The organism is Flavobacterium sp. FlaQc-28 (genome assembly GCF_044007415.1).
Taxonomy (GTDB): domain Bacteria; phylum Bacteroidota; class Bacteroidia; order Flavobacteriales; family Flavobacteriaceae; genus Flavobacterium.
Genome location: NZ_JBIPCM010000004.1, coordinates 140192 through 167158 on the forward strand (window position 1 = coordinate 140192; position 26967 = coordinate 167158).

A 26967-nucleotide genomic window follows, 5' to 3' on the forward strand; every position below is an offset into this window, starting at 1 on the left:
TTAAGCTTCATAATTATAAAACTTTGCGTCTTTGCGACTTTGCGAGCAAAATTCACAATTCAAATCTTTACAATAAAAAAACTTCGCGCCTTCTTGGTAAAATAAATTATTTCGGAAAGTCTTTACTCTGATAAGCACCCAAATCTGGTGGAGAAGTTCTTGTGTTTCCTAAAATATCTAACGGAATTATATAAGACTGATTTCCTTTCGCGAAAGCGGCAGAAGTTTTATCGATGTTGAATTTATTCTGATTGACATTATAAAACTTCGGATTTTCATTCAGAATGATATTGCTGTAATGTTCCGTATCCGTTTTAAATTGATAATCAGGATTTGTTGTTGCGCTGTTGAATTTTAAAAGACAATTATTTAATTGATAAACAAATGGTGTGTTTGGTTTTTTACTTAAGTTAAATTCGTTCGTATTTGAACCATAAATTATGCAATTATTGAAGGTTGCCTGCGTCAGTGCATTTGTTTCGGGCATTTTGCCTGCTAAACTATTGCTTACATTAACTGCAAATTGCGAACTGTTTTGCCAATTGTTGTTAAAAGTGCAATGTGTAAAATTATAATTTCCGCCGTAAACACAGGATAAACTAACTAGGCCGGCATAATTTACAACTAGATTTTCTCCATTAATTCGGGCGTTTTGTGCTAAAATTCCATATTCAGCACAATTATAAATTTGGGTATTTTTAATTTGAATTGTGTTAATTGAATTTCTAATATCTAATCCCGTAATCGCATTTTTTAAAGTTAAATTTTTGATTGAATGGTTGTTACTGTCGTTTTCAAGAATAACCGATTTCCATTGTCCAGGAATATCCGAATAAAGAGATTCTAATCGATCGCCTTCAAAAATAACTTCATTTTCTAATTTTTCTGTAGTTGAAGTAGTTCCGTTAATTTGAAGAGAAGCGTTCTTGCCAACATATAATCCTGAGTTGGTATGAAAGTGAATTCTTGCGCCAGCTTCAAAAGTGACTGTTTTGTTTTCTGGAACTCCTGCGTAACCATAAATTACATAAGGTTTTTGTTTGGTAAAAAGTAATTCATTCCCATTTACAGGATCATTTTCACTAAGATAAAATCCGTCAACATCTTTGTCGTCAATTTTGATTTTCTCTTTTGTTCCGTTTGGATTTTGATTAGGATATAAAAAAACAGCGTCCTGAATTAAGGTTACCAAAGCGACTTGCTGCAGATTTGCGCCGCTGTCAAACTGAATTTCATCGGTATATAAAAAATCTGCTGGATTTGTATCTGTAATATCTGCAGTGGTTTCGATAAAAATGTACAAACTGTCTTTTGCAAGAAGCGTAACATCTTTAAAAATTTTTCCGTTGGTTCCAGTCATGCCGTCAACCGTCATTCGATATTTTGAATTTAGTCCTTTTTTGAATTGTACGACTGGAATTGATATGTCGTTTTTGCTTCGATTGTAAACTTTTAGTTGATAAGTGCTTGAACCAATATTTTTAAAAACGGTGTCCAAATAAACGGTGTCTTTAGAAAACTTTAAATCTCCAGAACTGGCAACGGTATCAAAGTCAGTTCGGCAGGAACTAAAAACTAAAATTATACCCAGAACGAAGATTGCAAAGTATTGACGCATTTAAAAGTTTTTTTTAGCCACAGATTAAGAGGATTAAAAAGATTTTCCGCATTGGGTTAAAAAATAAATCTGTGTTAATCTGTGTAATCTTTGGCTAAAATAAATCAGCCAAAGATTTGATTGTTTTTGTAAAAATAACAAAAAACTTACATGTTTGAAGTTGAATTTTAAATTTTAGAATTGGATTTTAGATTTATGTCTTATCTTTCTTTAATTTTACGATTTTAAAGTTTATTTAATGAATTATACAAAAGAACAGATTTTAGCGTACTGTAATGAGTTTTCTAAAAATACATTGATGGAAACGCTGAAAATAGAATATATCGATGCTGGCGAAGATTTTTTAACTGCAAAAATGCCTGTAAATCCAAGTGTTCATCAACCAATGGGGTTATTGCACGGCGGGGCTTCTGTAGCTTTGGCAGAAAGTGTTGGAAGTGCGGCTTCACATTTTTTTATTAATGCGAAGGAACAAGAAGTTCGCGGTATCGAAATTTCGGCAAATCATTTAAAAAGTATTCGTGAGGGTGTTGTTTTTGGAACTGCCCGAATTATTCATAAAGGCAGAAGTCTTCATCTTTGGGAAATTAAAATTACGGATGAAGGAGGAAATTTGATTTCGCTTTGCAAATTGACGAATATGGTTTTGGATAGAAAGAAAAGTGAATAAATTATGAATCCATTTTTCTTAAAAATTAAAAAACATAAAGAACTAAATTTACCTTTTGTACTTTATTCAAAACCCAATACTACAGATCTGATAGGGATTTTACAGCAAAATAATACGTTATATACCGTTTCAGATTACAGCGAAAAAGGATTTGTGTTCGCTTCTTTTGATGAAAAACAATTGATTCTGATTCCTGAAAATGAATCGGAAATTATTACTGTCAAAAAAGAGATTACTTCATTTGAATCGATCGAAGTTGATGATTTAAATTTTGATGCTGAAGCTAAATTTCAATACGAATATTTGGTTGCAAAGGGAATTCAAGCCATCAAAAATGAAGAGTTCAAAAAGGTAGTTTTATCACGAAGTGAAGAAGTCCCTTTGATTGAATTTGATTTTGCTGCAACTTTTCAACATTTGGTTCAATTATATCCGGCAACTTTTTGTTATTGCTTTTTTCATCCAAAAATAGGACTTTGGATGGGAGCGACGCCTGAAAAACTGCTTAAAGCAAATGAAAATGTTTTTGAAACAATGGCATTGGCGGGAACACAGAAAGATGATTTGCAAACTGAAATTGTCTGGCAGCAAAAAGAAAAAGATGAACAGCAATTTGTAACTGATTTTATTGTAAAAAGGCTTAGAGAATTTACAGCTTCGGTTGTAGTTTCTGAACCATATAGTTTAAAGGCGGGTTCTATCTGGCATATTAAAACGGATATTTCGGGAGTTTTAAAGGATAAGTCGACTTTGGAAGAAGTTATTGATACACTTCATCCAACGCCGGCAGTTTGCGGTTTGCCAAAGAAAAAAGCAAAATCATTTATTATTGAAAACGAAAATTATGATCGTACTTTTTACAGCGGATTTCTAGGCGAGCTTAATAGTGGTTTTACAGGAAAAAATGTAAGCTCTGATTTATTTGTAAATTTGCGATGCATGCAGATTCAGGAAAACAAAGCTATTTTGTATATGGGCTGTGGTATTACAAAAGAAAGTGTTCCAGAAAAAGAATGGGAGGAAAGCGTCAATAAATCAATGACGATGAAAAGAGTTTTAAAAATATAGTGAAAGAATAGTTTTAAGTTTCAGGTTTCACGTTCTATGCGTAACCTGAAACTTGAAACCTGAAACAAAAATTATGAAATTAGATATATTAGCCTTTGGCGCACATCCTGACGATGTAGAATTGGGTTGTGCAGGGACAATTTTAAAAGAAGTTTCTCTAGGTAAAAAAGTTGGTGTTGTTGATTTAACACGCGGCGAATTAGGAACACGCGGAACTGCTGAAACGAGAGATGAAGAAGCAAAAGCTGCAGCTAAAATTTTAGGAGTTGTCGTTCGTGAAAACTTAGGACTTCGTGACGGCTTTTTTGTAAATGATGAAAAACATCAATTAGAAGTCATTAAAATGATTCGCAAGTACAAACCTGAAATTGTGTTATGCAACGCCGTTGATGACCGTCATATCGATCATGGAAAAGGAAGTAAATTAGTTTCTGATGCTTGTTTTTTATCGGGATTGGTGAAAATAGAAACTTCTATAGATGGAGAGCAGCAGGAAGCTTGGAGACCTAAAGTGGTTTATCATTATATTCAATGGAAAAATATTGAACCAGACTTTGTAGTTGATATTACTGGCTTTGAAGAAAAGAAGATCGAATCAATTTTGGCTTATAAAACACAATTTTATGATCCAAATTCAAATGAACCTGCGACACCAATTACAAGTAAAAACTTTTTAGAGAGTGTAAAATATCGTGCGCAGGACTTAGGACGTCTAGTTGGTAAAGATTTTGCCGAAGGTTTTACTGTTGAAAGGTGTTTGGCAGTCAATAGCTTAGAAAATTTGATTTAATTTTTATGAAAATTTTTCATTTTTTTCTTTGTAGAACTGAACCTTTGTTCTATATTTGCACTCGCTAAGCAAAAATGGTGGTTGTAGCTCAGCTGGTTAGAGTAGCGGTTTGTGGTGCCGCGGGTCGCCGGTTCGAACCCGGTCAGCCACCCAGATTTAAAGCCTTGAAGAAATTCAAGGCTTTTTTTGTGCGTTTATTTTTTTTGAACCATATAAGTGATATAAGTTCATTTTAGATCAAAGCTGAATATTACTAAGGTTAAAAAGCAAAAGCTTCAAAAAAAAAAGCTAATATTCAAATAGTGCACGCGGTTTCAACCGCTGGCTATGTTTTCTAATAGGATCTATTTGATTTTGTTGAAATAGGCCCAAAATCTAAAATGAACTTATATATGGTTTGAACAAAAAAAGCATGACAATTACGTCATGCTTTTTGGTTGGTTATTATATTTGGTTGGTGTATTATCGAATTTCGTCAAATGTATTTCCTTGTTTAATATCGCCGGTTCTAAAACCTTTTTTAAACCAGTACATTCTTTGTTCTGATGTACCGTGTGTAAATGAATCAGGAACTACCTGACCTTGCATTTTACTTTGTATTGCATCATCTCCAACAGCATTAGCGGCGCTTAAGGCTTCTTCGATATCTCCTTCGTCCAGCGTTTCCTGATTGTCATGTGCCCATACTCCGGCATAAAAATCAGCTTGCAGTTCTAAGGCTACCGAAAGTTTATTAGCTTCGGCTTGACTTTTACCTTCTTGTGCCTGATGCATTTTTTCAGAGGTTCCTAATAATGTTTGTACGTGATGGCCAATTTCATGCGCTATAACGTACGCAATGGCAAAATCACCACCCTCAGCACCAAATTTAGATTTTAGTTCTTCAAAGAAGCCTAAATCCATATATACTTTTTGATCGCCTGGACAATAAAATGGTCCGGATGCTGATGAAGCTCCGCCGCAAGCAGTATTTACAGAGCCTTTAAAAAGTACTAATTTTGGATTTTTATAAGTCATGCCATTTTCGGCAAATATTTTGCCCCAGGAATCTTCAGTTTTAGCCAAGACAGATCTAACAAAATGTCCCATTTCTTCATCTTCCTTACTTAATGGAGCGGCTGCTTCAGTTTGTGTCTGCTGTCCGCCTTGCATTTGTTCTAAAACTGGCGTGATAAACTGCGCATTTTCGCCGCCAAAAACATTTACTAACAAAATAATGATACCGATAATTCCGCCTCCAACGGCTACCTTTCCACCAGAAATTGATCTTCTGTCTTCAACGTTATCACTTTCTCTGCTTCCTTTCCATTTCATACTTTGCTGTTTTTAAAAAAGTTATGTTTGTTGTACGAATTTATATATTTTTTGGGAATTACATGTTATTGGAGGTAATTTACTTTTTTTATTTCAACCATTTTGCCAAAATTTCTTCTACAATACCTTTCATAATAGGCTTTGAGATATAGTCGTTCATTCCTGCTGTTATGCATTTATTTCGTTCTTCTTTTTCGGCGCCTGCCGTTACGGCAATTATTGGCGTATGCTCTCCCGCTATTGTGCTTCTTATAGCTTTGGTGGTTTCATATCCGTTCATAATTGGCATTTGAATGTCCATAAAAACAAGTGTCGGATTAATGCTTTCAAATTGTTTTACAGCTTCGTAGCCATTTTCACATTCGTAAATAATAGAATTGCTGTATAAATTTGAAATGATGGTTTTTAGCAGCAGCATATTAACTTTGTTATCCTCGACAATTAAAAACCTAATTTTTTCATTGTTTGAACTATTGTTGATTTGGTCGTGCTCTGAGTTTAAAGTTTTGAGTTTGGTGTTATTTCTTTCTGTCCCGCTTTGGTTTCTGGTTTTTAAATTTAAATCGAAGAAAAAATTACTTCCTTCGCCAATTTTACTTTCCAGCTGCAGTCGGCTGTCCATTAAAGCTAGTAACTGATTAGATATGGTTAATCCCAATCCGGTTCCTCCAAATTTTCTAGTTGTGGAGCTGTCTGCTTGTGAAAAAGCTTTGAATATTTTTTTCTGATTTTTTTCAAGAATTCCAATTCCTGTATCTATAACAGAGAAGCGCATTATACAATTGTTGTTCTTTGTTTTTTTAACAACAGAAACATTTAGTCTGATAGAGCCTTCATTGGTGAATTTTACGGCGTTTGAAAGCAGGTTAATTAATATCTGTTTTAATCGGACAATATCTGTCCAGATGTATTTAGGAACTTCTGGATCGATATTTAATTCAAGTTGAAGATTCTTTTGATTAGATTCAAAAATAATTAAATCAAAAACTTGTCCCAGTACTTTTTTAATGTCGTATAAGTCGATAAAGAGTTCCAGTTTTCCGGCCTCAATTTTAGAAAAATCTAGTATGTCGTTTATGATTTCTAATAAGGAATGGGCAGACTGATTAATAGTTGTGGTATATTTTTCTTGAATTCCTTCGAGTTTAGTTTGCATCAATAAATGCGTAAAACCAATTATACCATTTAGAGGTGTTCTGATTTCATGTGATATATTAGCAAGAAAATCTGATTTTGATTTGTTTGCAGCTTCTGCCAGTTGTTTTGCTTTTATGGCATCTTCAGTCACTTTTTTGTTTGTAATGTCAAAATAAATACCGCCTACAAATTCTATTTCGTCTCCTTTTTTTATTACATCACCAAATTCTTCGATCCAGATATATTCGCCGGTTTTTCTTTTAATTCGGTAAACATTATGAAGCGGAATTCCGTTTTGAAGATTGTGGATTTGATTCTTGATTACTTTTTCACGATCGTTTTGGTGAATAAGTGATAAAAAGGATAAGTTGTTTTCTATAAATTCAGCTTTAGAATAGCCTGTTAAGTTTTTTATCTCGTCGTTTAAGAAGATTTTGGTTGATATTGCGTCAAATTTTGACAAGTAAACTGTTCCAGGAATATTGTTAGCAATTAACTTAAATTTCTCTTCGCTTTCTAGGATTTTGGCTTCATTTTGATTTCGCTCGAGAGCTGATGAAATATTATTGGCTAAAACCTGAAAGATGTAAATTTCTTCTTCAGACCATTTTCGTTCAGAAGTACAGTCGTCAAAGCCTATAAAGCCAGTAAAAACATCATTAATATACAAGGGCAGAATCAGAATTGATTTTATTTGGTTGTCAAGTAAAAGTTGTTTGAAAAAGGTTTTTTTGAGTTTACGTGTATACGTTTTCAAAATACTTTTGTTAAGTACAGCCTTATGAATTTCTTTTAAATTGTCTTCGGTTAATTGTTTTAATGGTGTTATTTGATGTTCTACACCGTTTCTCGACCACTTGTATTTTTGAGTAAAAGTATTGGTCAAAAAGTCTTTTTCATAATAAAACATATGATCTGCTTTTGAGGCTTTTCCTATTAGATCATAGGTTTCCTGAAACATTTCTTCCGTAGATTTGCTAAGTAAAAATTTTTCGGTACAAAGAGAAAGTGCTGAAAGCAGCTGACTTTTGAATTCTAGTTTACGTTCTGCATCTAATCTCATTTGCGACGAAATTGCAAGTGAAATTACATCTGAGATGGTTTTCGCGTAATTGATGTCTTCATTGTCCCAATCTCTTTTTTCTTCTGTGCTTTCAAAACAGACTACACCAACCAGTTTTCCGTTCAAGAAAATAGGAACGTCCAGCATTGATTTTATGTTGTTTTTTGTAAAGTACAGTCTCTGAAATTCTGATGTTTCTAATTTATTAAAAACATCTGGAGCGTTTATGACAACTTTATTTTTTAGTGTTTCAAAATAGATCGGATAAGATTCCTGATCTAATATATTTTTGTCACTTGGACTTTGATTGTCGCTGCTGAATAAGTTTTTGCAGGTAATTAAGTCTTTTCGGTATTTCCAAAAGCTGACTCTATTTGATTTGCTTACTATCGATGCTTCTTTGATAATGTAGTCAAGAACAGTATTTAAATTGTGATATTTACTAAAGTCAGCAGTTGATAGTTTCTTGGTTGAGTTATTGTATGCTTCAATTTTTTCGAGACGTCTTTTTTTCTCGTTTTCAGCATTTTTAGTTTCGGTAATATCTCTTGCAATTCCGGCATAACCAGTTGTTTGGCCTAAATCATTTTTACGGATAATGATATTTTGAGAAATCCATATTTCCTGCCCATTTTTCTTTAAAATCGGAATCTCGATGGTAGGGAATTTGTTTTCATTGACTACAATATTTTCATAAAAGTCTACGGCGCTTATTGAGTGGCTTTCGTGAATGAAATTTGAATAATGATGTTTTAATATTTCATTTTCTGTGTAGCCTAGAAGTGTGTAAGCAAATTCATTTATGAATGTAAAATTACCGTCGGCATCAATTTCAAAAATAATATCTCTTGCTGTTTGAATTAGGTTTTTGTATTGGTCTTGTACATTAAATTGTTCTGTAACGTCCTGTCCAATACTTATAATTAAATCTTCAGTAAATTTTTTATCTTTCCATTGAATGTGTTTGTATTCGCCGTTTTTACTTTTCAGCTTCCATGTATAAGTTTTGTTTTCTTCCCGATCAAGTATCGGTTCTTTTTCATTTTGCTGGTTTTCTTTTGCAAAGTGCCAAAAGTTTAAGCCAATAACTTCTTCTGGCTGATATCCTAAAATAGAAGAAATGGTCTCGCTGCAAAATAGTATTTTGCCTTTTTGGTTTGTTGCAATTGTTAGCGAACTTCCTTTTTGAACAATTTCATTTGCAAATCTATAGTTGTCATCATTGTTTGATAAAACGGCATATTTTACATGGTTAACAATGAAAATTAAAATGCAAAAATTAATTAATAAAACAGAAGATTTTATTGGAATTAAATGAAAGGAAACGGTAGCAAGAAGAAATATAAACGTGAGGCCTACAAAAAACCAATATATTTTTATTGGTTTTAAAATGTTGTACGAGAAGAAAAAGGAAATTAAAAAAACAATAACAGGAACAACATCGTTACTGAGACGAACAATATTATAACATACATAGCTTATGTATATAAAAAAACAAGTAATAAATATGTTTTGAATTTTGTCGCGCAGCCATTTTATTTTGTCTACCAGCAGATAAATAAACAAAACGAAGAATCCAATCGAAACATTTGTGACTAATAAGCTTTTCGGGCGGATTTTGAAAATCTCATTAATGATCTCGATTACAATAACCGCAATTCCAAAAAATAAAATGTAAAGCTGGTATTCTTTTTTAGCTGTTTCGGCTTCTTTTGTTTTTTCAATAAAATACCCAATTTTAGTTTTAATTTTAAAAAACTGGTAAATTAATAATGCTAAAAAAGCAGCTAATGAAAGTCCGAGTATGATAAGTTTTGGACTATTGAAAAAATTAATGTCGGGGCTCAGAGCGTATGATTTTGTCATGATTGATTTCAGAGAATTACCAAAAGCGGTAATTCCTGAAATCAATACATTGAAAAAACTATAGCTTTCCGTCATAGATTTTGAGAGAGTTAGTTTTCTTAAACAACATTTTAAAAAATTCAAATAAAAAGACCTGTTTGAACTCTTTTTATTTGAATTTTTTGCTTTTTATTCGAAATCTGATTGTCCTATAGAATCAATTGAATCTTGCTCTTCTTCTTCGCTGAAAATTGAAAAATAAGTCGCATAGGTAATCGATGTATTGAAAACAGCTGTAAAAATAACACCAACACAACAAGCTACAAGACCTACTAATGATCCAAGAAATCCAATTATAAATAGGCAGAATATTATAACAGGGTTTTTAGTTACCAAGATTATACTTGATTTAATAGCATCGATGGCTTTTAAATCTCCAAAAATGATTAGTGGAATTGTAAAAAATGTGAAAAAATTGATGAATAAAGATACTCCTGTTCCTAAATATCCTAAGCCTAAACTTTCTGTAGAGTAAGAAATTCCATTAGTAACAAGCCCTATAATAAAAGCAACTGCAAACAATTGAAGAAAATAAGGAGCTCTATAATAAGTGAAAATTGTTGAAACATTAAATTCTTCATCTTTATCTGCACAATCAGCCATTTTTAAGAATCCTGCGCCCAAAGGAGCAAATACAGCGGTCACTGCAGCAAGTGAAACAGCAGTTATTACTTGTTGAATGTAGCTTAAGTTTTGAATTTGAAAATTTTCTAAGAAATTCTCAGATAAGCTTTTAACGCCATAAAAAGTTACAGCTAATCCCATAACTACAATTACTACTACGACTGAAAATACTAGAATTATAAGCCCGGAATACAATGCAATTTTTTTGAAATTTTCAAGGGCATAGTTGAAAATAGTAGAAAAATCTATTGAATAGCCATTTTTTTTGATGTCTTCAATTTGGTCAAGTGTAGCTTTCATTTTATGAGTAAAATTGTTAAATATAGTTTGTTTTTGGTACCAAAATAGTCAATGGTAAATATAATATATTTAATCAATTTCGTCTAAAAATCCTAAAATTGTTTTTGCTTCTTAAATCCAGCTTAATACCCTTTTTATTGAAGCTAATTTGTCTTTGTAAGGAGCGTAACGCATTGGTAAATCAAGCCAGTTTGCTTTTTTTACAATTGCTTTATGATGAGAGAAAGTATCAAAACTCATTTGACCATGATAAGCCCCGATACCGCTGTGCCCGACACCGCCAAAAGGAAGTCTTTTGTTCGAAAAATGAATTACAGTGTCGTTGATGCATCCGCCTCCAAAAGAATAGCTTGTGATCATTTTTTTTGCAAAAGATTTATCGTCGCTAAAAACATAAAAGGCTAGAGGTTTTTCGTAACGACTGATTACGTTATGAATATCGTCTTCAGTCTCATAAATAAGAATTGGCAAAATTGGACCAAAAATTTCTTCGCTCATTACAGGGCTGTCTAAACTTGGTTCTTCAATTAGGGTAGGAGATATGTAAAGCTTGTCGGCATTAGTTTCACCTCCAAAAATTACTTTATCACGTTCAATCATTTGATCTAAGCGCACCCAGTTTTTGGTATTAATAATACGTGCAAAATCTGGAGATTTGTCCATTTTTTTACCGTAAGCTTTTATGATTTCTTCTATTAAGAAAGTAATAAAATTTACTTTCATATTTTTTTGAATCAAAATATAATCTGGTGCAATACAAGTTTGTCCCGCATTAATGAATTTTCCCCATACAATTCGCTTTGCTGCTAATTTTAGATTCGCTGTTTCATCAATTATACAAGGGTTTTTTCCGCCCAGTTCAAGAGTTACGGGAGTAAGATTTTCGGCAGCAGCTTTAGCAATTACTTTTCCAACAGTAACACTGCCGGTAAAGAAAATATAATCCCAGCGTTTGGCTAGTAATTTATTAGAAACTTCTACGCCGCCCTCAAAAACTTCGACATGATTAATATGGAAAGTCTTTTCAATAAGTTTTGCAATTATTGCAGAAGTATGCGGAGTAAGTTCTGAGGGTTTTAAAACCACTCTGTTTCCTGCTGCAACTGCAGCAATAAGCGGACATAAAGCTAATTGAAAGGGATAATTCCAAGGAGCAATAACCAGTACATTTCCATAAGGTTCTTTGTAAATGTAATCTGTAGAAGGAAAATTAAGCAAAGAAGGAAAAACTCGTTTTGGTTCTGCCCAATTATTAATATTTTTGATCGTATCTTTTAGTTCTGAAATGACATAATTTGTCTCCGTCAAGACAGCTTCAAATTCAGGTTTTTTAAAGTCATCGTACAAAGCTTGTACAATTAAATCTTCGCTTTTTTGAATGTTATACAATAACTTTTTGAGCGTTTCTTTTCTGTACCCGATGTCGTTTTTATAGTCCATTTTATGATCAGCTTGTTTTTCTCTATGCAAGTTAATCGATAAAAATTAAAAAATTAACAATTATATCATAAAAATCAAATGGCATTCCAAACCGTTTCATCGGGTGTTGGCGCTATGATAGTTATGTTTTCTTTTGATACAGGATGAATAAAAACCAATTTTCTGGCATGAAGATGAATGCCTCCGTCAGGATTACTGCGATCAAAACCATATTTCAAATCTCCTTTTATGGGAGATCCAATTGCAGATAATTGTGCACGAATTTGATGATGACGTCCTGTGTGAAGATTAATTTCCAGTGCCGTATAATTCTGAAGTTCTTTGATTATTTTATAATCTAAACTAGCTAGTTTGCTGTCTGGAACCTCTTTTAAATGTGCTTTTGATGTATTGTTTTTTTCGTTTCGTTTTAAATAATGAACCAATTTAGCAGACGCTTCTTGAGGTTTGTTTTTTACAACTGCCCAATACGTTTTTTGAGTTTCACGATTACTGAACAATTCGTTCATTCGCGATAATGCTTTACTGGTTCTGGCAAAAACAACAATACCAGTTGTAGGGCGGTCTAAACGATGAATCACACCCAAAAAAACATCTCCAGGTTTATTGTATTTGTCTTTGATGTATTCCTTTACAATATCAGATAATGGTTTATCTCCTGTTTTATCGCCTTGAACAATATCGCCTACGCGCTTATTAACCACAATAATGTGGTTGTCTTCGTGAAGAATTTGGAGATTGTTTTTATCTGAAATAATTTTCATTTGAAAATTTGAAATTTTAGTGTAATAATTTGGCTAAAGTCCAATAAATGAGCTTAAAAAATATACCTCCAGCTAAAGCTGGAGGCTATTAAGTTTTTAAATTTTCAAAACCTTTGAATCTCTGCTACTTTGAACCTTTGCACCTTTTTAAAAAAGAAACCTTAGAATCTAAGTATCTTAGAACCTTAGCTTCTCAAAAAATTAATATTGTTCATTAGAATTTGGGAAATCACTAGACTTAACATCGGCTGCATATTGACCGATTGCTGTTGTCATTTGTTCGTATAAATTTAAATAACGACGTAAAAAGCGCGGGCTAAATTCGTTGTTCATTCCTAACATATCGTGGATAACTAAAACTTGTCCGTCAACACCTCCTCCAGCACCAATTCCTATAACTGGAATTGAAATACTTTCAGCTACTTTTTTAGCTAAATCGGCAGGGATTTTCTCCAGAACAACTCCAAAACAACCAATTCTCTCCAGCATTTTAGCATCTTCAATTAATTTTTCTGCTTCAGCATCTTCTTTTGCGCGAACGCTGTAAGTTCCAAATTTATAAATTGACTGAGGAGTTAAACCCAAATGTCCCATAACTGGAATACCTGCGTTTAGTATTTTTTTAATTGATTCTTTAATTTCTTTTCCGCCTTCAAGTTTTACTGCATGTCCTCCGCTTTCTTTCATAATTCTGATAGAAGAGCGTAAAGCTTCTTTAGGGTCAGATTGGTAGCTTCCAAAAGGTAAATCTACTACAACCAAAGCTCTTTCGACAGCACGAACTACAGACGAAGCATGATAGATCATTTGGTCTAAAGTAATTGGCAAAGTCGTTTCGTGACCTGCCATAACATTTGATGCAGAATCACCCACTAAAATCACATCGACTCCTGCAGTATCAACAATTTTAGCCATTGTATAATCATAAGCGGTAAGCATAGAGATTTTTTCTCCGTTGCTTTTCATTTCTATTAATGACTTTGTTGTGATTCTTTTATAATCTTTTTTTGCTACTGACATTTTATTTTTTTTTGATGATGTAAAAGTATTGAATAATTGTAAATTGAGAATCAGCAATAAAAGAATATTTCGATGCTGTATAGTTTCCCATCTTTAAATTCTATTCTAAATTGACTGTCTTCCATTAGTATAGAATAGATATGAGGCCATTTTAATGAAGCTTCAATATAAGTTCCATATTTTTCAATGAAAGCTTTTTCGGACATGGTATGGTCTAAAACCGAATTTGGGTTTATAATAAGTTTATTGTTTTCATTGATAAAAACCTTAACAATTTCGGCTTGATTTTGTTTTTCATCTACAGAGGAGTGTAAATCTGGGTAGTAATAAAATAAATCACTTAAGTAAATACCGCATTCGTCGCCTACACTTGCTTTTTTTGCAGGCTCTCCAAATGTTTTTACTAGATCTTTTTGAGTTAAATAAAGTGATTTTGTTTTGGTGCCTTTTAATGAAAATTCGGCTTTTTTAATAAATGCATTAATTTGTTCTGGCAGCTTATGTTTGGTTAAACCTTTTGCAAGAGCCATATTCAATTCAGTATCAGCAATGAGTTTAGGATCATTTAGCTGTTTGACAACTTCATAATATCGTTGATAAGCTGGAACTAATTTGTCATATTCGCTATTCCATGCTAGCTCAACAAGGCGCTCGCTTATCGTTTTTCGTTCAGTTACAGCATTAACATCAAGTTTATCGAAGTCTTTTAATAAAGTTTCAAAGTTTGGTCTTGCGCCAAGGAATTTTCTTAAAGTGAATTTTGCATATTCTTCATCAAAATTACCATTGATGTTAACCCATTCTTCTGAATTTTTAGGAAGATAATTTACTGGTACCGGATCTCCTGTAAACAAAATTTCTCTGATTTTTGAATTTTTATCAGGTAAAGCTCTGGCTTTTAAACCTGCCGCTAAAACAAATAAGTGATTACCACCATAATAAGCGTCGCCGCCTTCTAGAATTGGGTTTTCAGTATCTTTAATCTTAACATCTCTAGCATTTAAACTTTTTGCTACGAATTTATCAGGAACATAACCTTCATTAAAATTATCGGCTTGTACTTTATACCAGCCATTTTTACTTTCTGATAATAAACGAACTTCGGCTCCATATTTAAAATAACCTAAAAAATCAGCAGCAGTACTAGTTGTAGTATAAAGTCTCGTATCTGAGTTAAGAAAATAGCGCTGTTGCGAATGCAATAAAACAGAGCAGAATAGGGCAATTATGAAATTGAGCTTTTTCATGAAGTTTTTTTATTTGACACAAATTCCATCAATTTACACTAATTTCTATCCTGCTTGGTTAGAAACAATTCGTGTAAATTGATGGAATTAGTCGCAGACTTAATAAATTTTAACAATCAGCCATGTTTACAGCAACAGCCAATCCACCTTCAGAGGTTTCTTTGTATTTTGAATTCATATCTTTTGCCGTCTGCCACATCGTATTGATAACTTTGTCAAGAGGCACTTTTGCATTTTTAGAATCAGTTTCAAGCGCTAACTCGGCTGCATTTATAGCTTTTATGGCACCCATCGTATTTCTTTCAATACACGGAATTTGAACTAATCCGCCAATAGGATCACAGGTTAAACCTAAATGATGTTCCATAGCGATTTCAGCAGCCATTAAAACCTGAGCAGGGGTTCCGCCCATTAACTCGCATAATGCTGCCGCTGCCATTGATGACGAAACGCCAATTTCGGCTTGACAACCGCCCATTGCAGCAGAAATAGTGGAGCCTTTTTTGAAAATACTTCCAATTTCTCCAGCAATCATCAAAAACTGTTTAATTTCTTTTTCGCCTGCTTTGTGGTTTTCGATTACCAAATAGTACATCAAAACAGCTGGAATTACGCCGGCGCTTCCATTGGTTGGAGCAGTGACAACACGTCCTAACGATGCATTTACTTCATTTACAGCAAGTGCAAAACAGCTTACCCATTTTAAGATTTGACGAAATTTCACTTCCGTTTTTCTTATTTCTTCAAGCCAGGATTGCGGATCGGTATAGTTGGATAAACCAATTAAATTTTGATGCATATCAAAAGCTCTTCTGCGTACATGTAATCCGCCCGGAAGAATTCCTCCCGTATGGCAGCCTATGTACATGCATTCAAGCATAGTATTCCAAATACGCATAAGTTCTGAGTGAATTTCATCTTCAGAACGCATTGACTTTTCGTTTTCATAAACAATTTCCGAGATTGATTTTTGCTCGGTAACAGTATAGTTTAGAAGCTCAACGGCATTTTGTATTGGAAACGGAAAGGCACATTTTATTACCTCTTTAATTTTGGCATTTTCGCGTTCTTCTTTTACAACAAAACCGCCGCCAATAGAGTAAAATGTAGATTCGTACTCAGAGTCATCAGCTTTATAAGCTGTAAATTTCAGTCCATTTGCATGAAAAGGAAGAAACTCTTTATTGAAAACAATATCTTGAAGAAAATAAAAAGGAACTTTATATTGATCTGCGAGGATGATCTCGTTTGTATCTTCAATGTTTTTTATAATTCCAGCAATGTTCTCTACTGGAATATATTCAGGATCTTGACCGCTTAAGCCCAGCATTACGGATAAATCAGTAGCATGTCCTTTTCCGGTTAAAGAAAGTGATCCATACAAATCGACTTTTACTCGAGTAACTTGATCTAAAAGCGATTCGTTTTTTAACTCTTCTAAGAAGCGTTCGGCGGCTCTCCAAGGCCCCAAAGTGTGTGAGCTCGAAGGGCCGACACCAATTTTAAGCATATCAAAAACAGAGATACATTCTTCCATTGTTCAATTTTTGTTATGACAAAGATAATTGAATAATGCAATGAAGTTTTACTTTCAATTAGAAATCTTGCGATTTTGTTAAAAAAGATATTAAATTTTAATAATTTGACAAGGAACTAAATTTAATTAGTTAATATAAGCCTTTAGTAAAGAGTTTAGTAATTTTTTTTAGGTATTTTTGTAATAGATGCAAGTGCAAAAACAATGTGTTTTGACTTTTGCTAAAACAAAATTAATTATATCTTCAGATAAAAAATATTCTAATTTAAGACACCATTTTGAGAGAAAATTAAAATACCACAATGAAGATTAAAATTACACTATGATAGAATTTTTCAAGCATTTTTTACAAGAATTCGAATTACCATTAAGCAACCCAGTATTGATTTTTTCGTTAATACTTTTTATTATCTTGTTGTCTCCTATTTTATTAAAAAAAATAAATATTCCTGGTATTATAGGTCTTATCATTTCTGGAGTAATCATTGGTCCGCATGGACTTAATATACTTGCCAAGAACTCAGCAATTGATTTGTTTTCGACCATAGGACTTTTATATATAATGTTTATTGCGGGTTTAGAATTGGATATGAACGAGTTCAAAGCCAATCGTAATAAGAGTTTATTGTTTGGTTTTTTTACATTTATTCTGCCGCTCTCTGTTGGTTTTCCCGTTTGTTTTTATCTTTTAAAATATGATTTTAATGCGAGTTTTTTAACAGCAAGTATGTTTGCAACACATACTTTGGTTGCATATCCTATTGTGAGTAAACTTGGTATCGCAAAAAATCAAGCGGTTGCCATAACGGTAGGTGGAACAATTTTAACAGATACTGCCGTTTTGATTATTCTAGCGGTAATTATGGGAAGCGCTCAAGGAAGTCTAAATCAGGCTTTTTGGATAAAACTGGGAGTTTCGCTGGCTATTTTTTCGGCTATTATGTTTTTAGTAATTCCAAGAATTGCAAAATGGTTTTTCAAAAAATTAGAAAGCGAAAAACACGCCCATTATATTTTTGTACTGTCAGTAGTTTTCTTTGCGGCGTTTTTAGCTGAAGTTGCAGGAGTAGAGCCTATTATTGGTGCTTTCGTTGCTGGTTTGGCATTGAATCCTTTAATTCCGCATTCGTCAGCTTTAATGAATAGAATTGAATTTATAGGAAACTCATTATTTATTCCGTTTTTCTTGATTTCTGTGGGAATGCTTGTTGATATAAGTGTGATTTTAAGCGGACCAACAGCTTTAATTGTAGCGGCAACTTTGAGTGTTGTGGCTATTTTTGGAAAATGGATTGCAGCCTTTTTTACTCAAGTTGTTTTTAAATATACTAAGACTGAAAGACAACTTATTTTTGGCTTAAGCAGTGCGCACGCTGCTGCAACTTTGGCCGTAATTTTAGTAGGCTTTAAAGCTAAAATTCTTGATGAAAATATTCTGAACGGAACTATTATTCTGATTCTGATTACTTGTATTGTGGCTTCATTTGCAACTGAAAAGGCAGCTAAAAAAATCGCCATTTGCGAAGAAGAGGTTTCTACAGAAGATGCAGATAAAGATCAAATATTAGACGAACATATTTTGATTCCGCTGGCTAAAACTTCGGCGACAGCCAGTTTATTAGATTTTGCACTTTTAATAAAAGACAAAAAATCAGCTAATCCGGTTACGCTTTTAACTATTGTTCCTAATAATGATCAAGCTGAAAAGAATATTTTAAAGTACCGAAAAGCAGTCGATAAATTTGTAATTCAAGGTTCGGCTTCTGAAGTTAAGATTAATACAATTGCTAGAATTGATCATAATCCTGCAAGTGGTATTGCAAGAACTTCTAAAGAAATCATGTCGGATATTGTGATTGTGGGCTGGCCGAGAAAAACGGGATTTTTAGATAAAATTTTTGGAGAAAATGTAGATTCGATTATTAATAATGTTGATAAAAGTCTATTTATCTGCCGTTTTCAAAAAACATTTATAGAAGATAAAAGACTGGTATTTATTTGCCCGCCATTTTCTGAAAGAGGTGTTGGTTTTCAACTTCTGCTTCAGAAAATTTCAAGATTATCACAAGAATTAAGTATTCCGATTGTAATTTATGCGGAGTATAAAACACATCAAACTATTCAGCAGATTGCTAATAGTTTGAAGCTAAATGCTAAATTCGGCTTTAAAAGCATTTTAGATTGGGATAATTTTGAAGCGATTTCAGATGAGATCAAACCAAATGATTTAATTGTTTTTAATTTATCTAGAAAGGGTTCTGTGTCTTACCAATCTATTTTTGAGAGACTTCCTCAGAAATTCGAGAAATTCTTCGGAGATAATAACATTATTTTAGTTTATCCGCAGGATGATCGAAAAGAAAGTTCTATGGACGCTTACGAAGATTTTACCGCAACACCGTTAACCAAAAGTTTAGAAGCTATAGAGCAGATTGGACGTGGCTTGGGAAGTATTTTGAAAAAAAGTTAGGCAATTTTTAAAGTTATAAATCGCATAGATGACACGAAATTTTCTATTAATTTTAATGATATGTTTTACTTACACAGTAAGTGCACAGAACAAAATGAAAAAAGCAGAAGAACTTATAGATAAAGCTGATCCGGGCTGGCCGGTTGTTGAAGATTGGATTAAAACGGCAAAAAATAAGGTGGAGGTTTTACCTGTTGATGTGGTAAAAGCTAAAGAAGTTTTGTATAAAACTCAGGTAACTACACGTTCGACTATGGGAGCGATTGTTTTTATGACCGGCGGTCTTTTAGTCGATGATGGGTGGATAAGAATTTTAGGTTCTGGAAATTCAAAATTTAATAGAACATTAGCAGACTGGAATAAAGGAAAATCGTTTAATGAGTTTGGCGAAACGCCTTCATTTTTATTAATTGCGGATGACGCAATTGGAGGTTTTTATTTATTGAATGGCGGCGGACTGGGAAATGATTTAGGGAAGATTTATTATTTTTCGCCTGATAATTTAGAATATGAACCGCTTGATATTACTTATTCTGAGTTTCTAGGTTTTTGTTTTAATAATGATTTGGATAAGTTCTATGAAGGAAACAGATGGAATGGATGGCGTGAAGAGGTTTCGAAATTAAAAGGCGATGAGGTCTTTAATTTTTATCCTTTTCTTTGGACGGCTGAAGGAAGTGATATTAATAAAAGTGCAAGGAAAATTATTCCAATTCAAGAACAATACAGCCTAAATTTAGAATTGAGAAAACAGCTGGGTTTTCAGTAGTTAAAAACGTTATACGTCAAAGTTTTTTAAATGAATTGTATTTTCTTTCCTTTGATACCAATCATTAAAGACTAGTTCTACTTTATCCACTTTAAAAAAACCAAAATTGTAATCGCGAAACTCTTCAGTAATTTCAATTAGTTTTTCGGGATTTACAAGTTTTTCTGTAAAACGCATTACCGTTGAATGTGCTGTAGAAATGGAATATCGGCTGTCGATGCTTTGTTCTAAAGCTGAATTTTTGAAGTTTTCTCGAAGCTTATTTCTTAAGTTATTCAAAGAGTCATTAATAGGGAAACCTTGAATCATTATTGCTGAGTTTGAGGCTGTAACGCCCCGAAATTCGATCGTGATTTCATTTAGATCTATTAAGCTTTTTTGAATCGTTTTGATATAATCTTCAACAGCAATTTTATCTAAGCTAAATCCTTCGTAACATGAAATAATAGAAAGTACGGTAATGTGAATATCTGAGTTTGGATAATAATACTGAGATGGTTCAACGGCTTTTAATTTCTCTAAAAACAGCTGAATTTCTGTATTAACTTTTTCGTTTGGACGAGCAAGAAGTGTAATTCCAAATCTAGAATCTGAACTATCATTAATACAAGGATCTAAATTATATTTTTCGCTTAAAATAGCTTCAGAAGCACTTTTATAAAGTTGATTATAATGTTCTGTTAAATTCATTTAGACTTATTTCTTTTTCGCTTTTTCAAGGTTTTCTTTGACTCTAAATTTTACAATTTTAGTAATCAAATCGTAGGGCATTTTTTCTTTTAAAGGAAACTGAACAGAACCTTTTCCTGATTTATATTTTGAAAGTTCCTCGGCAAAAGCTTCGTGACCGCTTGGCAAAGCATACAAACCTATATGATTTTTAAAAGCAGCAAAATAAACCACGATTCCATTTTGTTCAAAAGCAGGCATTGAATAACTGATTTTTTCTTTGGCATCTGGTGCCGCTTTCTGAATTGTCATTCGAACTTTCTCTAAAATTTCTTGAACGTTATTTGGAAATGCGCCAATATATTCGTCGATATTTTCTGGTTTTTTTGTTTCCATTGAAGTGAAATTAGTTTAAAGTTGTTTTCTTTTTAATCTCGCAATCCCAATAGCTATCGGGTGCGAAGCCGCAAATATTTTCTCATTTTATGTCATTTCGACTGAAAGGAGAAATCACACAAGAAATTCCGTTCCAAATATTCACCAATCGTTATCGAGTTTCGAGTGTGATTTCTCCTTTCAGTCGAAATGACATAACTGGACGTTATTTTTTTCGTTTATAAATTTTGCCTAAACCTTTGCATACTTTGCGGTAAAAATAAAGTGTTATGCCAATCCTTTCGGAAAACGATCTAAAACTAAATTCAATTGTAAATTATGCTCTAAATACGCTTTTGCTCCTGCTAAAACCAAAGTAAAACCTTCGGTTGAATTGCGAACCTGATCGATTATTTTATCAGTATCTCCCTTAAAACCTGAATTTGTAATACTTACAAAAGTCTCATTTTCGTTTAATGGCGTAAAAAGCCATTCGACTAAAGTTGTTTCGCCTGTATTTCCCCACTCAATAACGATTTTTTTATTCTCTTGTAAAACAATGGTTGTGACCGAAAGTGTAAAACCATACATTTCCCAAGTCCATTCTGTTTTTTGGTTTTCTTCTAATTTTCCTGACCCTTTTGTAAACCAAAATTTACTTGTTAATTGAGGATCAATAAAAGCTTTGAAAACTTCTGAAGCAGGTTTTCGAATCAGCATTTCGGCTTTTGCAAATTTGTTGTTTTCCGTTTTCATTTTTTCTCGAAGTTGTATGTTGTTTGTTAGAGCGGGATTGATTCGTAAATGTAACTTTAATTTTTTACTTGTAACTCTAAATATCTAACTCATAGTTCTTTTTTGTCTATCCATTTCCCTACAGTTGGAGCGACATAATTTTTCATTTGATAAAGTAAATCATCAATAGTATTACTAACCAAAAGCATTTTTTGATTGACTTCTTTCAGTAATCCTTTTTCTGTCATTGTTTGCAGCAATGCTATCAGCGAATCATAAAAACCATTTACGTTTAAAATGGCAATTGGTTTTTTATGTAATCCTAATTGTGCCCAAGTCAGCATTTCGAATAATTCTTCCAGGGTTCCAAAACCGCCGGGGAGTGCAATTACGCCATCACATAAATCATTCATTTTAGTTTTTCGTTCGTGCATACTTTCCACCAAAATTAATTCGGTTAAGCCTAAATGAGCTATTTCTTTTGATCTTAAAAAATTAGGAAGCACACCTATTACTTTTCCTCCTGCGTTTAAAGCTCCATCTGCAACAGCGCCCATTAGTCCAACATTTGCGCCGCCATAAACTAATTCTATATTTTGTTCGGCTAAAGTTTTTCCTAAAGCAATTGCTTGTTCTTCGTAAATTTTTTCGGTTCCAAAACTTGAAGCGCAGAAAACAGTTATTCTTTTCATTGTTATTTTTTTGATGTGAGTCTTAAAGATGCAAGAAGCAAGTTGAAAGACTGCCATTTTGTAATTTACTTTTTCTTCAATTCATATTCAAAATACGGTACTTCGATACTATTAATGTTAAATATGATATCATTTACTTTTTCTGCACCTAATTTTAAAACGGCTTTTTGTGAACGAAAATTTTCTGCCCCAACATGAAAAAGGATTGAATTAACGTGCTGAAAAGCATAATCTATCAGTAATTTTTTAATTGAACTATTGTAGGGACCGCCCCAGTATTTTCTTGTAATAAAAGTGTAGCCAATTCCAACATTGGACTTTTCGGGATTGAAATCATAGAAACTTGTGGTTCCCATTATTTCATTGGTTTTTTTATCTAGAATTAAGAACGGATTTTTTGTACTTATGATTTCAAAATAGGTTTTAAAACCTTCTCTTTCATTTCGGTTTTTTACAGGATTCTGCTCCCAAATAAGCGGGTCGGAAGCGGCTTCAAATAATGCTTCAAAATGATTTTCTTCTAGCGGAATCAATTTTGTGATCTCATTTTCTAAGAAATCGGGTTGTAAATTAAAATTTGATGTTGTCATTTTTAGTTTTTTTTTATCGCAAATTAATTAAGTTGGATTGTGTTTTATGAAACAATAGGTAATCTAAAGCCAAATACAGCCAGTTCTCCCTGCATAAAATCTAGATCTTCAGATCTTTTAAAACCAATGTTTTCATACATCTTCCAAGCTGTTTTCATAGCTAAAGTAGAATGAATTATAAGCTGTTTTCGATTGTTTTCGGCTGCTTTTTTTATACATTCCTGTGTCAATAATTTTCCAATTCCTTTTCCGCGTGCCTTATTGTCAACACCTAATAAACGAAATCCTGCCGAGTTTTGTTCTTGGGTTGCAATTCCGCCAGAACCATAATATTGCATATTATTAAAGTAAACAACAGCTCCTAGAATTGTGTTTTTTTCATCAACAGCCACAAGAAGTTCAGTTTCTGGGTGTTTTGTAAAATCGCCGATATTTGCCAGCATTTTATAATAATTGGGCTGTTCATTTTCTTTAGGAAAACCTTCAAGTTGTGAATAAACCTGAATTAATAGTTGTCCTATTTTTTCAAATTCTAAAGGAACAGCATTTCGAATTATATAGTTTGAGGTATTCATGTTTTTTTGAAGTAATACTAATTTAATTTATTCCGTTCCACCATTGTTTAAATTTTTGATGTTCGTTTTTCAATTCCACTATTTCTCCAATTAAAGGCGTTATTAATGGGAGTGGTTTTTCATGTAAACGATTCAATTCGGTTACTTTTTTTAAAGGCTCGTCCCAAGCGTGAAGTGCCAATGCAAATTTTGAAGAATGAACGGGAAAAACTCTTTTTGCTTTTAAATCGTGCATTGCTTTTATGACATCTTCGGGCATATTATGAATGTATTTCCAGTTTTTATTGTATTGACCGTTATCGATTAAAGCAATGTCAAAAGGACCAAATTTTTGACCAATTTCGGCAAAATGAGAATCATAACCGCTGTCGCCGCCCAGATATATTTTGAAATCTTTGGTTTCAAGAACAAAAGAAGTCCAAAGAGTGTTGCAGCGTGTAAAACTTCGACCAGAAAAATGTCGAGATGGCGTGGTGTGAAGTATTAAGTTCTCATCAAGTTCTATTTTTTCATACCAGTCTTTCTCAATAATATTTTCTTTCTGAAATCCCCAAAATTCAAAATGCGAACCTACGCCAAGTGCTGTGATTACTTTTCTTGTTTTTGCTTTTAATTTTAGAATCGTTTCGTAATCTAAATGATCGTAATGATCGTGTGTAATCAATAAATAATCAATTTCCGGCAGATCGTCAACAGTATAAACATCTGTTCCTTTAAAAGCTTTTGTTGTGCCCGAAATAGGAGAGGCATTTCCGCTGAAAACAGGATCTATTAAAAAACGTTTTCCTTCTAATTGAATAAAATAGGAGGAATGTCCAAACCAAGCTAATACATCTTGATTAAGTGGAATTTCGTGCAAATTAGTCTTAATAGAAGGGATTAAATCGGCAGGGATTTTTCTCTCTACTTTTTTGAAGAAGAATTCATAAGAAACCGAAAAGTAATTTGCTCCTTCGGCTAGATCCGGCGTAAAGTTTTGATTTTCGAATTTTCCGTTTTTATATTGTGGAGATTTCTGTATTAAAGCCAGTCTTTCGCCCGAAGGTTTTTTTCCAAATTTTGGATGCCGTAAAAAATTATAGGCTATAAGTACTAGTACGAAAAGTAAAATTAGGAATGTAACCATTTTTAAGAATTGTGGTATTTGTTGATTAAAGATATATTTATAATAGTAGTTTCATTACATAGTTATAAACGATTGCTATGGCAATAATAAGTACAAATAATAAATTTAAATAAAGTTTAATATTTGGAAAACCGTTATAATCTTTCGATTCCTTGAGACGCAGGTATATTTTTTTGCGTTTAAAAAAACAGTAAACAAAGGTTACAATGATAATTAGAAAAACGATACTCTCAAATGCAAAACGATCATTGAGATGCTGAGAGCTATTTTCGGGTAAAACGGAATTCATTTTTTTATTTTGTTGGATATAAATTCTGCACTTCTTTAATCGAAATCAGTATTACATTTTTTAAGATTTCGAGGTCAATATCAGTCAATTTTTTGATGTAAATACACGCTTTTGATGATTTATGTTTTCCTAGTTTTGTCAGTTCCTTTTCGGTATTTTCGGATGAGAAAAAGTAAACTGTGGTCGCTGATTTTCTTGGAGAAAAAGCGGCCAAAGGAGCATCACCTTCATGTCCGCTGGCATACTTATAATGATACGACCCGAAACCTATAATACTTGGTCCCCACATTTTAGGTTCAAAACCAGTTATTTGCTGCATTATTTTAATAAGCTCAAACGCATCATTTCTTTTCGCTTCGTCTTCAACTGTGTTTATAAAATCAGTAACGCTGCTTTGAGTTTCTGTAGTTTTATTTTTTGCCATTGTGTTTTTTTTTTGAATTCTATTCTCAGTATCAGTTTTAATGATTTATTTAAAAATCTAACTGTAAGTGAGTTAAAACATTCCATTTTCGTTAATAGTTTCTGTGGGAATTGATTGACCTAAATCCCATAATTCTATAATTTTATCAGCTTTGAATTTTAAAATATGAACTACTGCGAAACCTATATCTATTGGGGTTTGTTTTAAATGTGAATGTACCGCAACTAATTTTTCGTCTTCTAAAATATGATGAATTTTAAAAATTTTGTTAGGGTTTGTCCTTGCCGATTCTTCCATTGCCAGCATTAAAGTGTCGGCATCACCTTTGAAATAAGCATTGTGATGTTTAAATTTTTTGCCCACATAAAGCCGAAATGCTTCGTGTGAGTGACCGCCAGCCGCAAGTTTTAAAAAATTTTGCGCAATTTCTTTCCTAGTCATGATATTGTGATTAACAGCTAACTAAGTTATGAAATTTAGAAGGATTTAAAGAAAATAGAAACGGAATTTAGAGAATGTACTATAATTTTTCAGGTTTTATCTGGCTGAGGTCGATGTCTAGTTTTGTAAATTCTGTTAAGCCCAAATCTGTAATATAGAAATGTTTATCAGCCGGATTCTTTTTTGCAATCCAGCCTTTTTCTGCAAAAGTTACGGCAAGCAGCTGACCAAGTTTTCCGCCAATATGTTCGTAGCACATTTTGGCGGGTTTTGTTTGAGTTGATTTCTCGTCCATTTTTTCCAAATTTAGGATTTCCTCGCGACTAACTTTAATGCCAAATAGGTCATTGGGATATAAGCAAAAACTAAATCGACAATTGTAAACCATATTGGAGACGGTAAAGAACAAACGCTCACAATTCCTCCTAATAAAAAGAAACCTCCGATAACTAAGGCTAATTTTGTTTTATGATTTACAGCGATTAAAGCTGTTGTTAATGCACCTGCAAACGTTCCGAGAGCATGTGCAAGAAAAGGAAATAGAAAATGTTTGGGTTCAAATAAATGCATGGTGGCTTGTAAACCTTCCATTGTTGTATTGTCTGCTCCATTTGGAGGCGGAATTATAGAACCGCTGATCAAAATAATACTCATATTAACAATGCTTCCAACAATAAGGCCGGCAATAACGGCAAGTATATTTCTAAAAATAGGATTCATAGATTCTGGTTTTTGTACTACGAATTTATGAAATTTATTTTGATGATAGTTTCTTTTCGTTTTCGGTTTGAGGTTTTCCAGCTGCATTGGGTTCGCCTTTGCCTGTTGTGATTAACTTTTTTAAACTGTTTTGGATATAATTTGTCCAGGCATCCTGACAGATTTCAAAACATTCGTATTCTGGAACTAAACCAAAATGCGTAAAACGAAGTTCTGTTTTTCCATTTTTTTCTGAAATCTCAAAAGTCGGTTTTGTGTTCGTCCACTCCGTTTTGTCTTCTGTGAATTTAAAGTAGTTTTTCTCAATCAGCCAAACGATTTTTTGATTGGGAATAACTTCAATTAATTTTACTTTGCAGCGATGGATATCTTCAAAATGATAATCAAATTCATCATTTAATTGCGCTGTGTTTCCTTCAATTTCCTGCGACCACCAATTACGAACATTGGTAACGGCATTAAAAACTTCTTCTGGAGATTGATCGACTGCTATTGTTGTGGTAAAATCTGCTGCACTCATAATTGTTAATTTTTAATAGTTGAATATCAAAGTTATTGTTTAAAAATCAATATGTTAGGGTGTTTAAAAGACATT

Annotated in this window: 26 protein-coding genes and 1 tRNA gene; 6 read left to right on the plus strand and 21 right to left on the minus strand. The window is 33.0% G+C overall.

The genetic code is table 11. From position 1 onward, the window contains the following. Positions 1-106 precede the first annotated feature (106 nt). A complete protein-coding gene (locus ACHRVL_RS12525; RefSeq protein ID WP_395413206.1) occupies positions 107-1618 on the minus strand; it encodes a hypothetical protein in 1512 nt (503 codons plus the stop codon). Between the two features lie 238 nt (positions 1619-1856). On the opposite strand from ACHRVL_RS12525, the gene ACHRVL_RS12530 reads away from it, so the two are divergent. The 4 genes from ACHRVL_RS12530 to ACHRVL_RS12545 all read left to right on the plus strand — a co-directional run bounded on the left by ACHRVL_RS12530 (position 1857) and on the right by ACHRVL_RS12545 (position 4297). Beyond that, the gene (locus tag ACHRVL_RS12530; protein ID WP_395413207.1) at positions 1857-2288 is read left to right on the plus strand and encodes a PaaI family thioesterase; all 432 of its coding nucleotides are present in this window, start codon (positions 1857-1859) and stop codon (positions 2286-2288) included. A gap of 3 nt (positions 2289-2291) precedes the next feature. Then, the gene (locus ACHRVL_RS12535; RefSeq protein WP_395413209.1) at positions 2292-3356 is read left to right on the plus strand and encodes a chorismate-binding protein; all 1065 of its coding nucleotides are present in this window, start codon (positions 2292-2294) and stop codon (positions 3354-3356) included. A gap of 73 nt (positions 3357-3429) precedes the next feature. Beyond that, positions 3430-4146 carry a bacillithiol biosynthesis deacetylase BshB1 gene (gene bshB1, locus ACHRVL_RS12540; protein WP_395413212.1) on the plus strand — a complete coding sequence of 239 codons (717 nt, stop codon included), beginning with the start codon at positions 3430-3432 and terminating at the stop codon, positions 4144-4146. Between the two features lie 77 nt (positions 4147-4223). Then, a tRNA-His gene (locus tag ACHRVL_RS12545) sits at positions 4224-4297 on the plus strand. Between the two features lie 311 nt (positions 4298-4608). On the opposite strand, the gene ACHRVL_RS12550 is transcribed toward ACHRVL_RS12545, so the two are convergent. From ACHRVL_RS12550 to ACHRVL_RS12585, 8 genes are all read right to left on the minus strand, one after another. Beyond that, the gene (locus tag ACHRVL_RS12550) at positions 4609-5460 is read right to left on the minus strand and encodes a neutral zinc metallopeptidase (RefSeq protein ID WP_089053211.1); all 852 of its coding nucleotides are present in this window, start codon (positions 5458-5460) and stop codon (positions 4609-4611) included. A gap of 88 nt (positions 5461-5548) precedes the next feature. Beyond that, positions 5549-9601 carry a PAS domain S-box protein gene (locus tag ACHRVL_RS12555; RefSeq protein WP_395413214.1) on the minus strand — a complete coding sequence of 1351 codons (4053 nt, stop codon included), beginning with the start codon at positions 9599-9601 and terminating at the stop codon, positions 5549-5551. Between the two features lie 93 nt (positions 9602-9694). After that, positions 9695-10489 (minus strand): hypothetical protein, encoded by a 795-nt coding sequence (locus ACHRVL_RS12560; protein ID WP_395413215.1) that lies wholly within the window; start codon positions 10487-10489, stop codon positions 9695-9697. 111 nt (positions 10490-10600) lie between these two features. Then, positions 10601-11929, minus strand: a complete 1329-nt coding sequence (locus ACHRVL_RS12565; protein ID WP_395413217.1) for an aldehyde dehydrogenase — start codon at positions 11927-11929, stop codon at positions 10601-10603. A 74-nt stretch (positions 11930-12003) separates the two neighbouring features. Next, positions 12004-12693 (minus strand): RluA family pseudouridine synthase, encoded by a 690-nt coding sequence (locus ACHRVL_RS12570; protein WP_395413220.1) that lies wholly within the window; start codon positions 12691-12693, stop codon positions 12004-12006. 201 nt (positions 12694-12894) lie between these two features. Then, positions 12895-13713, minus strand: coding sequence for a 3-methyl-2-oxobutanoate hydroxymethyltransferase (gene panB / locus ACHRVL_RS12575; RefSeq protein WP_395413222.1), 819 nt, complete (start codon positions 13711-13713; stop codon positions 12895-12897). 50 nt (positions 13714-13763) lie between these two features. Further along, complete coding sequence (locus ACHRVL_RS12580) at positions 13764-14960, minus strand: SH3 domain-containing protein (protein ID WP_395413225.1); 1197 nt, start codon at positions 14958-14960, stop codon at positions 13764-13766. 109 nt (positions 14961-15069) lie between these two features. Continuing rightward, entirely contained in the window at positions 15070-16497 is a 1428-nt protein-coding gene (locus ACHRVL_RS12585) for an L-serine ammonia-lyase (RefSeq protein ID WP_395413227.1), read from the minus strand. Between the two features lie 322 nt (positions 16498-16819). On the opposite strand from ACHRVL_RS12585, the gene ACHRVL_RS12590 reads away from it, so the two are divergent. Together ACHRVL_RS12590 and ACHRVL_RS12595 are read left to right on the plus strand one after the other, a co-directional pair. Next, positions 16820-18967, plus strand: a complete 2148-nt coding sequence (locus tag ACHRVL_RS12590; RefSeq protein ID WP_395413229.1) for a cation:proton antiporter — start codon at positions 16820-16822, stop codon at positions 18965-18967. 28 nt (positions 18968-18995) lie between these two features. After that, a complete protein-coding gene (locus ACHRVL_RS12595; RefSeq protein ID WP_395413230.1) occupies positions 18996-19736 on the plus strand; it encodes a DUF2625 domain-containing protein in 741 nt (246 codons plus the stop codon). A 9-nt stretch (positions 19737-19745) separates the two neighbouring features. Here the strand turns inward: ACHRVL_RS12595 and ACHRVL_RS12600 are convergent, their stop codons facing one another. The 12 genes from ACHRVL_RS12600 to ACHRVL_RS12655 form a co-directional block, all read right to left on the minus strand. Then, positions 19746-20426: a mutarotase gene (locus ACHRVL_RS12600; protein ID WP_395413232.1), complete on the minus strand. Its 681-nt coding sequence runs from the start codon at positions 20424-20426 to the stop codon at positions 19746-19748. Between the two features lie 6 nt (positions 20427-20432). After that, on the minus strand, positions 20433-20801 hold the full coding sequence (locus tag ACHRVL_RS12605) for an iron chaperone (protein ID WP_395413233.1): 369 nt from the start codon (positions 20799-20801) through the stop codon (positions 20433-20435). A gap of 267 nt (positions 20802-21068) precedes the next feature. Continuing rightward, positions 21069-21536 carry an SRPBCC family protein gene (locus ACHRVL_RS12610; RefSeq protein ID WP_395413235.1) on the minus strand — a complete coding sequence of 156 codons (468 nt, stop codon included), beginning with the start codon at positions 21534-21536 and terminating at the stop codon, positions 21069-21071. Positions 21537-21625: 89 nt separating this feature from the next. Beyond that, positions 21626-22207: a TIGR00730 family Rossman fold protein gene (locus tag ACHRVL_RS12615; RefSeq protein WP_395413237.1), complete on the minus strand. Its 582-nt coding sequence runs from the start codon at positions 22205-22207 to the stop codon at positions 21626-21628. A gap of 65 nt (positions 22208-22272) precedes the next feature. Beyond that, positions 22273-22797: a GNAT family N-acetyltransferase gene (locus ACHRVL_RS12620; RefSeq protein ID WP_395413239.1), complete on the minus strand. Its 525-nt coding sequence runs from the start codon at positions 22795-22797 to the stop codon at positions 22273-22275. Between the two features lie 44 nt (positions 22798-22841). After that, on the minus strand, positions 22842-23372 hold the full coding sequence (locus ACHRVL_RS12625) for a GNAT family N-acetyltransferase (RefSeq protein WP_395413240.1): 531 nt from the start codon (positions 23370-23372) through the stop codon (positions 22842-22844). Between the two features lie 22 nt (positions 23373-23394). After that, on the minus strand, positions 23395-24498 hold the full coding sequence (locus ACHRVL_RS12630; RefSeq protein ID WP_395413242.1) for an MBL fold metallo-hydrolase: 1104 nt from the start codon (positions 24496-24498) through the stop codon (positions 23395-23397). A gap of 293 nt (positions 24499-24791) precedes the next feature. Continuing rightward, a complete protein-coding gene (locus tag ACHRVL_RS12635; protein WP_395413244.1) occupies positions 24792-25211 on the minus strand; it encodes a DUF1801 domain-containing protein in 420 nt (139 codons plus the stop codon). Positions 25212-25283: 72 nt separating this feature from the next. Further along, on the minus strand, positions 25284-25652 hold the full coding sequence (locus ACHRVL_RS12640; protein WP_089053230.1) for a polyketide cyclase: 369 nt from the start codon (positions 25650-25652) through the stop codon (positions 25284-25286). Positions 25653-25731: 79 nt separating this feature from the next. Then, on the minus strand, positions 25732-25947 hold the full coding sequence (locus ACHRVL_RS12645; protein WP_089053231.1) for an ArsR family transcriptional regulator: 216 nt from the start codon (positions 25945-25947) through the stop codon (positions 25732-25734). A gap of 11 nt (positions 25948-25958) precedes the next feature. Then, positions 25959-26372 carry a hypothetical protein gene (locus ACHRVL_RS12650; RefSeq protein ID WP_395413247.1) on the minus strand — a complete coding sequence of 138 codons (414 nt, stop codon included), beginning with the start codon at positions 26370-26372 and terminating at the stop codon, positions 25959-25961. Between the two features lie 34 nt (positions 26373-26406). Then, positions 26407-26892, minus strand: coding sequence for an SRPBCC domain-containing protein (locus ACHRVL_RS12655; RefSeq protein ID WP_395413249.1), 486 nt, complete (start codon positions 26890-26892; stop codon positions 26407-26409). Positions 26893-26967: the final 75 nt, after the last annotated feature.

What these genes read in the sequence shown, in the direction of transcription:
- ACHRVL_RS12525 (WP_395413206.1), bottom strand. Translation starts at nt 1,618, where the DNA reads ATGCGTCAATACTTTGCAATCTTCGTTCTGGGTATAATTTTAGTTTTT.
- ACHRVL_RS12530 (WP_395413207.1), top strand. Translation starts at nt 1,857, where the DNA reads ATGAATTATACAAAAGAACAGATTTTAGCGTACTGTAATGAGTTTTCT.
- ACHRVL_RS12535 (WP_395413209.1), top strand. Translation starts at nt 2,292, where the DNA reads ATGAATCCATTTTTCTTAAAAATTAAAAAACATAAAGAACTAAATTTA.
- bshB1 (WP_395413212.1), top strand. Translation starts at nt 3,430, where the DNA reads ATGAAATTAGATATATTAGCCTTTGGCGCACATCCTGACGATGTAGAA.
- ACHRVL_RS12550 (WP_089053211.1), bottom strand. Translation starts at nt 5,460, where the DNA reads ATGAAATGGAAAGGAAGCAGAGAAAGTGATAACGTTGAAGACAGAAGA.
- ACHRVL_RS12555 (WP_395413214.1), bottom strand. Translation starts at nt 9,601, where the DNA reads ATGACGGAAAGCTATAGTTTTTTCAATGTATTGATTTCAGGAATTACC.
- ACHRVL_RS12560 (WP_395413215.1), bottom strand. Translation starts at nt 10,489, where the DNA reads ATGAAAGCTACACTTGACCAAATTGAAGACATCAAAAAAAATGGCTAT.
- ACHRVL_RS12565 (WP_395413217.1), bottom strand. Translation starts at nt 11,929, where the DNA reads ATGGACTATAAAAACGACATCGGGTACAGAAAAGAAACGCTCAAAAAG.
- ACHRVL_RS12570 (WP_395413220.1), bottom strand. Translation starts at nt 12,693, where the DNA reads ATGAAAATTATTTCAGATAAAAACAATCTCCAAATTCTTCACGAAGAC.
- panB (WP_395413222.1), bottom strand. Translation starts at nt 13,713, where the DNA reads ATGTCAGTAGCAAAAAAAGATTATAAAAGAATCACAACAAAGTCATTA.
- ACHRVL_RS12580 (WP_395413225.1), bottom strand. Translation starts at nt 14,960, where the DNA reads ATGAAAAAGCTCAATTTCATAATTGCCCTATTCTGCTCTGTTTTATTG.
- ACHRVL_RS12585 (WP_395413227.1), bottom strand. Translation starts at nt 16,497, where the DNA reads ATGGAAGAATGTATCTCTGTTTTTGATATGCTTAAAATTGGTGTCGGC.
- ACHRVL_RS12590 (WP_395413229.1), top strand. Translation starts at nt 16,820, where the DNA reads ATGATAGAATTTTTCAAGCATTTTTTACAAGAATTCGAATTACCATTA.
- ACHRVL_RS12595 (WP_395413230.1), top strand. Translation starts at nt 18,996, where the DNA reads ATGACACGAAATTTTCTATTAATTTTAATGATATGTTTTACTTACACA.
- ACHRVL_RS12600 (WP_395413232.1), bottom strand. Translation starts at nt 20,426, where the DNA reads ATGAATTTAACAGAACATTATAATCAACTTTATAAAAGTGCTTCTGAA.
- ACHRVL_RS12605 (WP_395413233.1), bottom strand. Translation starts at nt 20,801, where the DNA reads ATGGAAACAAAAAAACCAGAAAATATCGACGAATATATTGGCGCATTT.
- ACHRVL_RS12610 (WP_395413235.1), bottom strand. Translation starts at nt 21,536, where the DNA reads ATGAAAACGGAAAACAACAAATTTGCAAAAGCCGAAATGCTGATTCGA.
- ACHRVL_RS12615 (WP_395413237.1), bottom strand. Translation starts at nt 22,207, where the DNA reads ATGAAAAGAATAACTGTTTTCTGCGCTTCAAGTTTTGGAACCGAAAAA.
- ACHRVL_RS12620 (WP_395413239.1), bottom strand. Translation starts at nt 22,797, where the DNA reads ATGACAACATCAAATTTTAATTTACAACCCGATTTCTTAGAAAATGAG.
- ACHRVL_RS12625 (WP_395413240.1), bottom strand. Translation starts at nt 23,372, where the DNA reads ATGAATACCTCAAACTATATAATTCGAAATGCTGTTCCTTTAGAATTT.
- ACHRVL_RS12630 (WP_395413242.1), bottom strand. Translation starts at nt 24,498, where the DNA reads ATGGTTACATTCCTAATTTTACTTTTCGTACTAGTACTTATAGCCTAT.
- ACHRVL_RS12635 (WP_395413244.1), bottom strand. Translation starts at nt 25,211, where the DNA reads ATGGCAAAAAATAAAACTACAGAAACTCAAAGCAGCGTTACTGATTTT.
- ACHRVL_RS12640 (WP_089053230.1), bottom strand. Translation starts at nt 25,652, where the DNA reads ATGACTAGGAAAGAAATTGCGCAAAATTTTTTAAAACTTGCGGCTGGC.
- ACHRVL_RS12645 (WP_089053231.1), bottom strand. Translation starts at nt 25,947, where the DNA reads ATGGACGAGAAATCAACTCAAACAAAACCCGCCAAAATGTGCTACGAA.
- ACHRVL_RS12650 (WP_395413247.1), bottom strand. Translation starts at nt 26,372, where the DNA reads ATGAATCCTATTTTTAGAAATATACTTGCCGTTATTGCCGGCCTTATT.
- ACHRVL_RS12655 (WP_395413249.1), bottom strand. Translation starts at nt 26,892, where the DNA reads ATGAGTGCAGCAGATTTTACCACAACAATAGCAGTCGATCAATCTCCA.